Source organism: Candidatus Nanopelagicus abundans, assembly GCF_002288305.1.
Lineage (GTDB): Bacteria > Actinomycetota > Actinomycetes > Nanopelagicales > Nanopelagicaceae > Nanopelagicus > Nanopelagicus abundans.
Genome location: NZ_CP016779.1, coordinates 600631 through 613577 on the forward strand (window position 1 = coordinate 600631; position 12947 = coordinate 613577).

Sequence of the window (12947 nt, forward strand, 5' to 3'; positions counted from 1 at the left end):
TCGCGTTCACTGTGTAGTTCTCAAGGTACGGGCGATGTTAATTAACATTGATGAGTTATTTTTATTTTCAATTTCTTAAAGTGATAAAAACATTTTCACCTATTAATTAACTCCAGAGGGTTCGTACCCTCAGGACCCAACAACGTGCAATATTTTCAACAAGTAAAATTTAAAATGAATTTTAAAAAGTAAATGTGGGGAAAATTAAAGTCAATGCTCCACTTATCTAAAGAAAGCTCCTTAGAAAGGAGGTGATCCAGCCGCACCTTCCGGTACGCCTACCTTGTTACGACTTCGTCCCAATCACCGATCCCACCTTAGGCAGCTCCCCCCTTGCGGTTGGGCCACTGACTTTGGGTGTTACCGACTTTCGTGACGTGACGGGCGGTGTGTACAAGCCCCGGGAACGTATTCACCGTAGCGTTGCTGATCTACGATTACTAGCAACTCCAACTTCATGAGGTCGAGTTGCAGACCTCAATCCGAACTGAGACCGGCTTTTTGGGATTCGCTCCACCTTACGGTATTGCAGCCCTCTGTACCGGCCATTGTAGCATGCGTGCAGCCCAAGACATAAGGGGCATGATGATTTGACGTCATCCCCACCTTCCTCCGAGTTAACCCCGGCAGTCTCCTGTGAGTCCCCAACTAAATGCTGGCAACACAGAACGAGGGTTGCGCTCGTTGCGGGACTTAACCCAACATCTCACGACACGAGCTGACGACAACCATGCACCACCTGTATAGAGCCCTTGCGGACATGACATCTCTGCCACTTTTCCCTATATGTCAAGCCTTGGTAAGGTTCTTCGCGTTGCGTCGAATTAAGCCGCATGCTCCGCTGCTTGTGCGGGGCCCCGTCAATTCCTTTGAGTTTTAATCTTGCGATCGTACTCCCCAGGCGGGGCACTTAATGCGTTAGCTGCGTCGCAGAAACCGTGGAAGGTTCCCACAACTAGTGCCCACCGTTTACGGTCTGGACTACCAGGGTATCTAATCCTGTTCGCTCCCCAGACTTTCGCTCCTCAGTGTCAGTATTGGCCCAGAGACCTGCCTTCGCCATTGGTGTTCCTCCTGATATCTGCGCATTCCACCGCTACACCAGGAATTCCAGTCTCCCCTACCAAACTCTAGTTTGCCCGTATCGAATGCAGGCCTGAGGTTGAGCCTCAGGTTTTCACATCCGACGTAACAAACGACCTACGAGCTCTTTACGCCCAATAATTCCGGACAACGCTTGCACCCTATGTATTACCGCGGCTGCTGGCACATAGTTAGCCGGTGCTTCTTTTGTAGGTACCGTCACTTTCGCTTCTTCCCTACTGAAAGCGGTTTACAACCCGAAGGCCTTCATCCCGCACGCGGCGTCGCTGGGTCAGAGTTTCCTCCATTGCCCAATATTCCCCACTGCTGCCTCCCGTAGGAGTCTGGGCCGTGTCTCAGTCCCAGTGTGGCCGGTCGCCCTCTCAGGCCGGCTACCCGTCGTTGCCTTGGTGAGCCATTACCTCACCAACTAGCTGATAGGCCGCGAAGTCATCCTCCACCGAAATTCTTTCAAAACTCAGTGATGCCACTTATGTTTCAATATTCGGTATTAGCACCGGTTTCCCGGTGTTATCCCAAAGTGGAGGGCAGATTCTTCACGTGTTCCTCACCCGTTCGCCGCTAATCCATTTCCGAAGAAACTTCATCGCTCGACTTGCATGTGTTAAGCACGCCGCCAGCGTTCGTCCTGAGCCAGGATCAAACTCTCCATAGAAAATTTGATCTGACAAAAAGACAAACATGGCTATCTAATTAATAAATTTATTAATCAGAGTTCGCTTATGTTTATAGTCTTTATCAATTGTTTTTTGTTTTGTACTTAAAGCAAATTTATTTATTAATTAAAATAAATAAATTAGTTAATTAAGTTTCAAAGGTATTTATAAAACAAAAATGAAATTATTAACTTTAATAAATTAAAATTAACAACGTCAATTAATGCCTTCGATTTCTTAAAGAAATCTTTGGCATTGACTTTATTGCACGTTGTTGAGTTCTCAAGGTACGACTGCGCACTGGTTTGCAAAATTACTTTTGTTAGCAGGGCAACCCATTTTTGCAATATGCAGGCACGCCTGCAAACCTTAAAAATCGGGGTTTTCCATACCCGGCCTTCTTCTGAAGTCCGTCTCGTATGGGGAGGTGAAGAATAGCCTTGTGAAGGAAGGGGGGTCAAATCAAGAAATGCCTTAAAAAGTCGGTTTTAGCCCACTATTTCAACAGCGGCAAGGTCTCGTTTTCCCTTGCGTAAAAGCAGGTATTTCCCATGCAAAAGGTCTGATTTTGCAGGGGTGAAATCCTCACTTTCGACCTTTTTATTGTTCAAATACGCTCCACCCTCCTTCACGATTCGCCTAGCCGCTGACTTTGAATCCACCACACCGGTTGCAGCCAGCAAATCAACCCAGCTAGGAAAGTCTTGGCCCTTTTTTATGACTGTTTTTGGCAATTGCGAAAGGGCTGAATCTAGAGTTGCAAGGTCAAGGGATGAGATCTCCCCCTGGCCAAATAGTGCTTTAGCGGCCTCTTCAACTTTTGTAGCGGTATCAGCGCCGTGAATCAGTGTTGTTAACTCACGAGCTAACTCGCGATGAGCCTCTCTGGCTCCTGGGTTTGTTTGCACTGTTTGAATTAAACGTTCAATTTCACTTCTCTCTTTCATAGAGAAGACCTTTAGTAATTTAGGCATATCAGCATCATCACTATTGAGCCAGAATTGAAAAAACTCATATGCAGTTGTCATGGAATCATCGAGCCAAATTGCACCTGATGCTGTTTTACCAAATTTTGAACCATCAGCCTTGGCAAGTAATGGCACAGTCAGCGCGTGAGCAGAGCCTGCCTCCACCTTACGAATTAAATCCAGACCAGCCACAATGTTTCCCCATTGATCAGAGCCACCAATTTGCAGTAAGCATTGATGACGGCGATAGAGCTCAAGGTAATCAAAAGCTTGCAGCACTTGATAAGAGAATTCTGTATAAGAGATACCAACAGTTGATAGACGGTTAGCAACTGAATCCTTAGCTAGCATTTGATTCACACTAAAGTGCTTACCAATATCGCGCAAAAACTCAAGAGCTGAAACTGGTTTAGTCCAATCAAGATTATTAGCCATGATTGCGCCAGTTTTTTTATCACTAAAATCAATTACCTTCTCAAGCTGCCTCTTAATTTTTGCTACCCAATCAGTGACAACCTTTTCATCATTTAGTGTTCGCTCTTCATTTTTGCCACTTGGATCTCCCACTAAACCAGTAGCTCCGCCCACTAATGGAATTGGTCGGTGCCCAGCTAGTTGAAACCTTCTAAGTACTAGTAACACAACAAGGTTTCCTAAGTGAAGACTTGGAGCCGTTGGATCAAAGCCAACATAGAGGCTAATTGGCTTACTAAGGGCAGTTTCTAACTCCTTAGCGTCGGTGGATTGAGCAATAAGACCTCGCCACTGAAGATCTTCAAGAAGTGCTTTACTCATGACCTGATCATGCCTGATAAACGCTTCTGGTGCTTGGAGATCTCCGCATCAACTTTGGTTATTTCTTTATTTAATTGAGTAACTGCCTGTGAGACAGATTTTTTAGAGGTCGCCATCGCTGAAGTTCGAGATGAGATTGCACCCTCCAGATTTAGGAGCGCTCTTAAATCCTTAGTTAGGGCGGGATGAATTTTTAGAAGCTGATCATCAGTAATCTCATGTAACTCAATACCAGATTTCTCACAAAATTTAACACACTCCCCTGCAACTTCATGCGCTATAGAAAATGGGATCTGTTTTTTTGCTAGGAAATCTGCAATCTCAGTTGCTAATGAAAATCCGCTCGAGGCTGTTTTACTTATCTGGGCCTTATTAAACTTTGCGGTAGCAACCATGCCAGTTAGTGCGGGTAGTAAAATTAATAATTGATCAACTGAGTCAAAGACTGGCTCTTTATCTTCTTGAAGATCACGGTTATAGGCAAAAGGCATTGCTTTTAAGACAACTAAAAGTGATGTTAGATTTCCAATAAATCTTCCAGATTTTCCACGAGCAAGCTCTGCTACATCAGCATTTTTCTTCTGCGGCATTATTGATGAACCAGTTGCGTAAGCATCATCAATAGCAACCCAGTTAAATTCAGTAGAGCTCCAGAGTATGAACTCTTCACCGATTCTAGATAGGTGCACACCAAGCATGGCGATTATGAATAGTGCCTCGGCAGCAAAATCACGATCACTTACGGCATCGATGCTGTTAGCCATTGCGCCGTTAAATCCAAGTGCCACCCCACTCTTCTCTGGATCTTTCTGAATGGATGAACCAGCCAATGCGCCAGCACCAAATGGTGAGAGATTGTTTCTATCTAGCCAATCAAATACACGATCGATATCTCGAAGTAGGGCATGGGAGTGCTTGCTTAGCTCTTGCGCAAATGTAATTGGCTGGGCATGTTGAGTATGTGTAAAGCCTGGCGCAATTACATCTAAATGTTTTTCAGATTGGGCATTAAACGCTTTAACTAGGTTAGAAACTTCACTAGCGACTTCAAGTAAGTGATCAACTAAGTAAAGTTTAAAGTCAGTAACCACTAGGTCATTTCTAGACCTACCCGCCCTGATAGCCCCACCTACTGGGCCGCATTTTTCAATCAAGCCTCTTTCAATTGCGCTGTGAACATCCTCGTCCTCAGGTGTGTATTTGAACTTGCCACTGCCGATATCACTAGCGAGTTCCATTAAGGCAGCCTTTATTTTTGCGCCATCATCTTTTGTAACAATACTTTGCTCAATTAGATTGCTTAGGTGAACTAAATTAACCTCGATTTCATATGGGGCAAGTCGCCAATCAAAACCCACACTTCTTGAGAGTGCGGCCATTGCTTGCGCAGGACTGGACTCAAATCTTCCTCCCCAAAGTGTCATTTTTCTCCCTTAGATAATTTAACAATCTCTCTAGCAAGAGCAGCCCCGCCAGTTGCAGATTTTGAAACAACTAAAACGTTATCATCACCGGCAATTGTGCCAATAGCTGAGTTTAACTTTCCACCCTTACTGGCTCTATCAAGAATTCCAGCAAGAAATTGAGCCGCACCTGTTGGAGTCTTAATCACAGCAAGATTTCCGCTGGAGTCTATTGAAATGATCAAATCTGATAAACCCTTGCTTCGATTATTATCAGGGGTATTAACAAACTGATAACGAAAAACACCTGAGTTATCCTTACCTCGAACCGCTCCTAATTCCTCTAGATCCCTACTTGCAGTTGCTTGAGTAACTGAGTGTCCTAATCGGTTGAGCTCTCTTACTAAATCACTTTGAGAGTGGATCAGCTCATCATCGACAAGTTTAATTACTAATGACCGCCTTGCAGTTGCTGAGAGCATATTTACCTTTGCCATTATGCACTCACCAATGTTCCACCGCGATCATCTAACGCGTCTAAAACGCAACTTAAATCCGTTCCATCTGTAATTCTTACAGCAAATGCTCCAGAATCAATTGCTTTTATCGCAGCTGCAACCTTAGGAATCATTCCTTCTGAAAATGATGGCGCGATCTCCTTAAGTTCATCAATAGTGATTTCACTAATTAGTGATGACTGATCAGGCCAGTTTCGATAAATTCCAGCAACATCAGTTAAGAATATAACTGAATCAGCGCGAAGTGCACCACCGATAGCAGCAGCAACTAAATCTGCATTAACGTTATATCCAATACCGTTTTCATCAACTGCAACTGGTGAGATCACCGGAAGGTAACCTTCAGTTATCAGAGTTTCTAAAATCATGGGGTTAACATCTGCAACCTCACCAACAAGGCCAACATCAACAGCTTTGCCATCGACGACTGGTTTAAATTTCTTAGCCCTGATCAAACCACCATCGGAAGCTGATAAACCGACCGCGTTAACATCGCTGCCAATTAGGTAGTTAACAATTGCGCGGAGTACCTGACCGCTTAGAACAGATTGAACAACTGAAAATACCTGCTCTGAAGTTATTCGATAGCCAGCAATCTTCTCTTTTCCTAAACCTTTTTCTGATAGCGCCGCATCAATTTGTGGCCCGCCACCATGGACTAGAACAATCTGCTCACCATCTAAAAATGCATCAGCAATCGCCTCTAGAACTGGGTCTGTGGAAGTATCACTAGGAAGTGCGTTTCCACCATATTTTATAACAATCATCTAACACCTAATATTTCAAGGCCTGCGTTTTCAGCCTGACCAGTCATTAAGTTTGCATTTTGAATTGCCTGACCAGCAGCGCCTTTACCTAAGTTATCAATTGCTGTTGAAATTAAAATTCGATTAACATGAGAGTCAACCATTACTTGCATTTGAACATTATTACTTCCAAGCACGGCGCTAGTCATTGGCATAGCTCCAGGCTTTAGAACTGAGACAAACTTACTTTGACTAAAGAAAGTGTGATAAATTTTTTGCATATCTTCAGTGGAACTATTACTTGTTAGTTTTGCTGTTACAGTTGCAAGAATTCCCCTTGGCATTGGCGCAAGTATTGGGGTGAAGGAGAGCTTAATTTCCTTACTCGAAATTTGATTTAAAACCTGCTCTATCTCTGGGGTGTGCTGGTGTGCTCCACCAAATTTATAAGAACTTAAATTATTCATTACCTCAGAGCCTAAAAGATTTACTTTGGCAGATCTGCCAGCTCCAGTAGTACCAGAGGCTGCAACTGCAAGAATATCTTCGGTATCAATATGTGCTAGAGCTGGAGCTATTGAAAGCGCTATTGCAGTTGCATAGCATCCGGGATTGGCAACTCTAGTTGCACTTGCAATAATTTTATGATCAGTTAGCTCTGGAAGGCCATACACCCAACTTCCAGAGTGCTCTCCCCCATAATACTTCTGCCACTTAGCACTATCGGTTAACCTAAAATCGGCTCCTAAATCAACTATTTTTACCTTACTGTCAATCTGGCTAATCAGCTTTGCAGATTCACCATGAGGTAGGGCAATAAAAACTAATTCACAACTATTTATTTTTACTACCTCAGTTGCTTCAAAACTTTGCCCCTCAAAATTACTTAACTGTGGATGTAGATTAGTAATTTGCTCTCCTGCATTGGAACCAGCTGCAATATAGGAAAGTTCAAATTTTGGATGCTTCGATAACAATCGCAGAAGTTCACCACCGGCATACCCACTGGCTCCGACTACTGCAGTTTTCATGGGGTAATAGTAAAGCCTAATAGCATATTTATGCAAATTTATGCATATTTATACATTATCCCCTTAGGGTAGCCCCGCATAATCGAGTTGCAGAAGTGACCGCCTGATCGCGATAGGAGGCAACTTCATCCGCGGTTAAAGTTCGATCAGATGCTCTAAATGTAAGTGTGAAGGCTAGAGAAACTTTTCCATCCCCTATTTGATCGTAGCGATCAAATAGTGTGATTGATTCAAGTAGTGAGCCAGCCCCAATTCGAAGCGCGGCTTCAACCTGTGAAGCTCCAACATCACTTGCTACAACTAAGGCAACATCTTGAACAGCAGCAGGCATTGTCCATATTTTGGGTGCTTTAGTTACTGGAGCTTGTGGTAACTCGCTAATTATTACCGCAAATGCGCAACTGCGCTCTGGTAAATCAAGCTCGGATATCACTCTTGGGTGCAATTCACCAGCGTGAGCAATCACTTTGCCATTTACTTTAAGTTCAGCACACCTGCCTGGGTGCCATGGCGCTAAGTCGCTACTAACAATTTCATAACTATTACCTGTTGCCTCAACAATCTCTACGGCCTTAGCAACTGCGTCATTCCATGTAAATTTACTACCGCTACCCTGCCAACCACTTAATTCTTTCTCCCCAGAAACAACTGCTGCAACAAATAGCATCTGCTTTGGCACACCATCGTAGATTTGAGCAATAATTTTTGCTGAAGGTCGCTTATTTGTAATGGCGGTAACTGCCTTGCCTAATGGTGTGGAATTTCTAAAGACAGTTCCAATTTCAAAAATTGCAATATCTTTCATACCTCGTCCGATATTTCGTATCATCGTGCTAATTAGTCCTGGGATTAAATGAGTACGAAGAAGTGGGAACTCCTCTGACATTGGGTTTGCAACTCGAAATGATTTGGCTCGATCACCAGTAAAGCCAAGTGTCTCCACCATCTTTTGGCTAACAAATGGATAATTAATAACCTCTGAGAATCCTTGATTAGCCAGCATGGTTGCAATTTGTCGCTTTCTCATCTGCATTGCATTTAAGCCAGCACCTGACTTACCAATTGGCAGCTTGGATGGAATTAATTCATAACCATTAATTCGTGCAATTTCCTCTGAAAAATCAGCAGATGTAACCAGGTCACTACGCCAACTTGGGACTTCAACTGAAAGTAAATTAGAGCTTCCAGAAACCTTGCCCCCAATAACAGTTAAAGCATCTTTAACCTGCTTAATTGAGTATTTATATCCAATAAATTTTGAAATATTATCGATAGAAATCTTAACTTTTCGTTTTGTTATTGGTGAACCAGATTTAGCGGTGCCAACATACTTAGCCCCTGCCAGATCTATTAATAACTGAGCAGCTCTTGCAGATGCAATTTCAGCCATAGCTGGGTCCGTGTTTCTTTCCATACGTCTAGATGCTTCACTAGATAACATGTGAAATCTTGAGTTTTTCGCAATACTAATTGGGTCAAAATGAGCTGCTTCTAGTGCAATCTTGCTTGTTTGCAAAGTTACTTCAGATGCCAACCCGCCCATGGTGCCGGCAAGTGCAAGCGGTGATTTTGAATCACAAATTAAAAGATTTTCTGGATCTAACTTCCGCTCTACTTTATCTAAAGTGATTAATTTAGAAAACTTTCCAGCACGAGTAACTCGCAAGCCACCTACTATGACATCGGCATCAAAAGCGTGTAGCGGCTGTCCTAATTCGAGCATTACATAATTTGTAATATCTACAGCTAGGGATATTGAGCGCATGCCACATTTTTCTATCCGTCTTTGCATCCAAAGAGGGGTAGGTTTTTTGGTATTTACTTTCTCAAGAGTGCGAATATAAATTTGATCAGCTCCACTTTTATCCTCAATTTTTACTGAAACAGCTCGAGAACTCTTTATCGCATTCAATTTTTTCGCACTTTTTAAATCTGCTGGATCTACATACTTACATTTAAGGCTGCCAGCTAACTCTCTAGCTAGGCCTCGAACTGACATGGCATAGCCACGGTCTGGATTTACGGCAATATCAAAAATAGTATCGGCTACATCTAGAAGGTTTAAAGCGTTAGTTCCCACTTTTCCCTCCGGTAAAACAATTATTCCTGAGTGTTCATCACTTATGCCCAGCTCTTTTGCAGAGCAGATCATGCCATCACTATTTTTTCCATATGTTAACCGTGCTGAAATGGCAAAGTTTCCTGGCAGAACCGCACCAGGTAACGCAACTACTACTAAATCATTAACCTTAAAATTCCTAGCACCACAAATTATAAATCTTGTCTTTTTCTCACCAACATCTAAACCTACGTATCTGATTGGTTTTTTAACCTCAGGTAACTCCTCGATGGAAAGAACCTTTCCAACTAATAGTGGTCCCTTTAAATCTTTACCTTGCTCCTCAATACCATCAACTTCAAAACCGACTTTCACAAATGCCTGCGCAATTACTTCGGAAGTAATTTTTGCTGGCAAAGATACATATTCAGATAACCAACTTAACGGGACCTTCATTTTTTACCAACCCCAAAACTTTGCGTAAATCTAATATCACCTTCGACAATGTCATGCATATCAGTTATTCCATACTTGACAATAAGTGTTCGTTCAAGTCCCATACCGAATGCGAAGCCTGAGTATTTCTTAGTATCAACACCACAAGTTGCTAATACTTTTTCATTAACCATTCCGCAGCCGCCCCATTCAATCCAGCGGCCATTAAAGAAAACATCAACCTCTGCTGATGGCTCTGTAAAAGGGAAAAATGATGGTCTTAATCTGGTGGTTACTTCATTACCAAAAATGGACTTGGCAAAATAATCAAGGGTTCCCTTAAGGTCAGCCATAGTTATATCTTCATCAACAACTAAGCCTTCAACCTGGTGAAAGACAGGAGTGTGAGTAGCGTCTAACTCATCTGCTCGATATGTCTTACCTGGGCAGATTACATATATTGGTGGATTCTGTTCAAGCATTGTTCTAATCTGCACCGGAGAGGTATGAGTGCGTAAAACTAACTTGGCCTCTAGTGGTTGAATAAAAAAAGTATCCTGCATAGTCCGCGCTGGATGATCAGCTGGAATATTTAAAGCATCAAAGTTAAGCCATTCAGATTCAAGTTCTGGGCCTTCAGCTACGTTGTAACCTAATCCAATAAATAAATCTGAAATTTCATTAGTGAGTATGGTTAGTGGATGAAGTCCACCCTTAAGTGTGCGCCGGCCAGGCAATGTGACATCAACTTTTTCAGTAAGTAATACCTGACTATCTCTTTGCTTTGAAAGTTGAGCACTCTTTAGTTCAAATGCTTGGTTAACCTCAGATCGCGCGCTACCAATTAACTTACCAAATTCTGCTCGCTGACCTGGATCTAGAGATGCTAGTGATTGGTTAGCTTTCGCAAGAGCGGATTTATCACCAATATAATCAATCTTTATCTGCTTTAAACTATCTAGATCATTTGTTGAAGCTATTGCTAATAAAGCCTTATCTAAATCGGATGAAATTTGCCCTTTATCTAACGACATAATGCGGTAAGTCTATAAGGAGAGCCCAATAGAATGCAGGACAATTGCCGCAGCACTAGCAACATTTAATGATTCAGCATAACCCTTCATCGGGATTGATACTTTAATTGGATCTGAGGTCAGACTTGGCAATCCCCTAGCTTCATTTCCAAATATCCAGACTGAAGGCGCCTTCTTTGATTTATCAATAAATTCGGCATTAAATTGCTGCTCTGCTTCCCCCGTTAATGCATATATTGCAAACTTATTTTCCTTTGCCTCTGTAATAAACTCTTCAATATTTATATCCACAATAACGGGAATATGCCAAAGTGAACCTACCGTAGCTCGAACCGTCTTTGGATTGAAAATATCAACACTTTCTGAGGAGAAAACGACTGCATCAAAACCGCAGGCATCGGCTGTTCTAATTACCGTGCCGGCATTACCAGGATCTTGAATCTGCCAAAAAAATGCGATCTTACTTGGCTTCCTTTGCCATAAATCTTTTAGCTTAAGAGATTTTGTTGAACACAGTGCGATAATTCCTTGTGGAGACTCTGAGTCTGCCATCACGCTCATAACTTGATCTGATACTTGAATTACTTCATATTTGGCAAGAATATCTTTACTTATAGCTTCGGATAATTTAGTTAAACCGTTTTCGGTTACATAAACTCGCTTTACTGCTAAACCTTCACCGAGTTTAGGAAATAATGCTTCACGTACAGCCTGGATGCCTTCTGCAATAAAGGCATTTTCTAATTCTCGATTTTTCTTTCCCCTAGAACCGATAAGAGCCTTAACTCGCTCGATATGAGGCGAATTAAGGCTCGTAATGTTTTCCATCTCTAACTTCTTATTAGAGATATTTAAGCTGTTACAACATTTTTGCGCGCGATCTCAACTAACTTTGAGAAAGCTGCTGGATCATTGGTTGCAAGCTCTGCTAGAACTCTGCGGTCAACCTCTACGCCAGCAATTTTTAATCCCTGGATTAAGCGGTTATACGTCATGTTGTTAGCTCGGGCAGCGGCATTAATGCGTTGGATCCATAGGCGACGAAAATCGCCTTTCTTATCCTTACGATCATTAAATGCATAGACGAGAGAGTGAGTTACCTGCTCTTTTGCTTTTGAAAAAAGACGTGAACGTTGCCCACGGTAACCAGCAGCACGTTCTAAAGTTGTTCGGCGCTTTTTCGCCGCATGTACACCACGTTTTACTCTAGCCATTTATCTCTCCCTTACTTCAAACCGAGCATGCGCTTAGCTGCAAATGCATTTGGCGCTTTAGCTGCAACATCGCCAGATAAGCGACGGGTTAATCTTGATGATTTGCGTTCAAGCAGGTGGCGTTTGCCAGCACGCTCGTGCATGATCTTTCCTGATCCAGTAACGCGAAAACGTTTCTTCGCACCACTATGGGTCTTCATCTTTGGCATCTTCTTACCTCCTGTTGAATTTCTATAAAACTATTTTTGTGGTGCTGCCGCTTTAGGTGCTGCTTTCTTAGCAGAACCTGGCTTCTTAGCTGGCCCAAGTACCATTGTCATATTGCGACCTTCTTGCTTTGGCGCAAACTCAACAATTGATACTTCAGCTAACTCTTCAGCAAGCTTTTGTAATAACCGATATCCCATCTCTGGTCGAGATTGCTCACGACCACGAAACTGAATAGTTACCTTCACCTTGTCACCACCTAGTAAGAACTTTTCGATATGAGAACGTTTAGTCTCATAATCATGAGGTTCAATCTTTGGTCGAAGTCGCATCTCTTTCACAACAATGTGTGTCTGATTCTGTCTTGCTTCCCGAGCTTTCTGCGCAATTTCGTATTTATATTTTCCGAAATCCATTATTTTGCAGACCGGTGGATTAGCATCTGGTGAGATTTCGACGAGATCTAAACCGATCTCCTCCGATAACTTAAGCGCTTTATCTATTGCTGTTACGCCAAGTTGTTCACCGTCATAGCCAATCAACCGAACTTCAGGAACGCGAATTCGATCATTGATACGTGGTTCTGTGCTGATAATTTCTCCTTGCTGCTTCGCTTAGATTGTTAAGGCATTACACAAGCGAAAGACAGCCGCGCTTCATAAGAAGCAACCAGTTCACCGAAGCGAAGTAGGTGGGAGCGTATGCATCCACTTGATGGGTGAATACTACCTAAGGAGTTAAAAAGAGTGAAATCGGTCATCTTTAGTGCGTAAAGAT

11 protein-coding genes and 1 rRNA gene are annotated in these 12947 nt (G+C 42.6%); all 12 read right to left on the minus strand.

The window, feature by feature from the left end; translation table 11 throughout:
• Positions 1–244 precede the first annotated feature (244 nt).
• A 16S ribosomal RNA gene (locus B1sIIB91_RS03175) occupies positions 245–1759 on the minus strand.
• A 489-nt stretch (positions 1760–2248) separates the two neighbouring features.
• Positions 2249–3523, minus strand: a complete 1275-nt coding sequence (gene tyrS, locus B1sIIB91_RS03180; RefSeq protein ID WP_095688181.1) for a tyrosine--tRNA ligase — start codon at positions 3521–3523, stop codon at positions 2249–2251.
• Positions 3520–4947 carry an argininosuccinate lyase gene (argH, locus tag B1sIIB91_RS03185; protein WP_095688182.1) on the minus strand — a complete coding sequence of 476 codons (1428 nt, stop codon included), beginning with the start codon at positions 4945–4947 and terminating at the stop codon, positions 3520–3522. Before argH ends, tyrS begins: the two co-directional genes overlap by 4 nt.
• Positions 4944–5423, minus strand: a complete 480-nt coding sequence (locus B1sIIB91_RS03190; RefSeq protein ID WP_095688183.1) for an arginine repressor — start codon at positions 5421–5423, stop codon at positions 4944–4946. The genes argH and B1sIIB91_RS03190 overlap by 4 nt, the downstream gene beginning before the upstream one ends.
• A complete protein-coding gene (argB, locus tag B1sIIB91_RS03195) occupies positions 5423–6211 on the minus strand; it encodes an acetylglutamate kinase (protein WP_095688184.1) in 789 nt (262 codons plus the stop codon). Before argB ends, B1sIIB91_RS03190 begins: the two co-directional genes overlap by 1 nt.
• Complete coding sequence (gene argC, locus B1sIIB91_RS03200; RefSeq protein ID WP_095688185.1) at positions 6208–7221, minus strand: N-acetyl-gamma-glutamyl-phosphate reductase; 1014 nt, start codon at positions 7219–7221, stop codon at positions 6208–6210. Before argC ends, argB begins: the two co-directional genes overlap by 4 nt.
• Positions 7222–7276: 55 nt before the next feature.
• A complete protein-coding gene (gene pheT, locus B1sIIB91_RS03205; RefSeq protein WP_095688186.1) occupies positions 7277–9736 on the minus strand; it encodes a phenylalanine--tRNA ligase subunit beta in 2460 nt (819 codons plus the stop codon).
• On the minus strand, positions 9733–10749 hold the full coding sequence (gene pheS, locus B1sIIB91_RS03210) for a phenylalanine--tRNA ligase subunit alpha (protein WP_095688187.1): 1017 nt from the start codon (positions 10747–10749) through the stop codon (positions 9733–9735). The genes pheT and pheS overlap by 4 nt, the downstream gene beginning before the upstream one ends.
• A gap of 12 nt (positions 10750–10761) precedes the next feature.
• Complete coding sequence (locus B1sIIB91_RS03215; protein WP_095688188.1) at positions 10762–11577, minus strand: TrmH family RNA methyltransferase; 816 nt, start codon at positions 11575–11577, stop codon at positions 10762–10764.
• 23 nt (positions 11578–11600) lie between these two features.
• On the minus strand, positions 11601–11963 hold the full coding sequence (rplT, locus tag B1sIIB91_RS03220; protein ID WP_018227126.1) for a 50S ribosomal protein L20: 363 nt from the start codon (positions 11961–11963) through the stop codon (positions 11601–11603).
• A gap of 11 nt (positions 11964–11974) precedes the next feature.
• A complete protein-coding gene (gene rpmI / locus B1sIIB91_RS03225; RefSeq protein WP_009612420.1) occupies positions 11975–12172 on the minus strand; it encodes a 50S ribosomal protein L35 in 198 nt (65 codons plus the stop codon).
• A 30-nt stretch (positions 12173–12202) separates the two neighbouring features.
• Positions 12203–12712 (minus strand): translation initiation factor IF-3, encoded by a 510-nt coding sequence (gene infC, locus B1sIIB91_RS03230; RefSeq protein WP_018227127.1) that lies wholly within the window; start codon positions 12710–12712, stop codon positions 12203–12205.
• Positions 12713–12947: the final 235 nt, after the last annotated feature.

Excerpts from the sequence above, each read along its gene's own strand:
- pheT (WP_095688186.1), bottom strand. The coding sequence starts at position 9,736 with ATGAAGGTCCCGTTAAGTTGGTTATCTGAATATGTATCTTTGCCAGCA.
- B1sIIB91_RS03215 (WP_095688188.1), bottom strand. The coding sequence starts at position 11,577 with ATGGAAAACATTACGAGCCTTAATTCGCCTCATATCGAGCGAGTTAAG.
- argC (WP_095688185.1), bottom strand. The coding sequence starts at position 7,221 with ATGAAAACTGCAGTAGTCGGAGCCAGTGGGTATGCCGGTGGTGAACTT.
- B1sIIB91_RS03190 (WP_095688183.1), bottom strand. The coding sequence starts at position 5,423 with ATGGCAAAGGTAAATATGCTCTCAGCAACTGCAAGGCGGTCATTAGTA.
- tyrS (WP_095688181.1), bottom strand. The coding sequence starts at position 3,523 with ATGAGTAAAGCACTTCTTGAAGATCTTCAGTGGCGAGGTCTTATTGCT.
- pheS (WP_095688187.1), bottom strand. The coding sequence starts at position 10,749 with ATGTCGTTAGATAAAGGGCAAATTTCATCCGATTTAGATAAGGCTTTA.
- argH (WP_095688182.1), bottom strand. The coding sequence starts at position 4,947 with ATGACACTTTGGGGAGGAAGATTTGAGTCCAGTCCTGCGCAAGCAATG.
- argB (WP_095688184.1), bottom strand. The coding sequence starts at position 6,211 with ATGATTGTTATAAAATATGGTGGAAACGCACTTCCTAGTGATACTTCC.
- rpmI (WP_009612420.1), bottom strand. The coding sequence starts at position 12,172 with ATGCCAAAGATGAAGACCCATAGTGGTGCGAAGAAACGTTTTCGCGTT.
- rplT (WP_018227126.1), bottom strand. The coding sequence starts at position 11,963 with ATGGCTAGAGTAAAACGTGGTGTACATGCGGCGAAAAAGCGCCGAACA.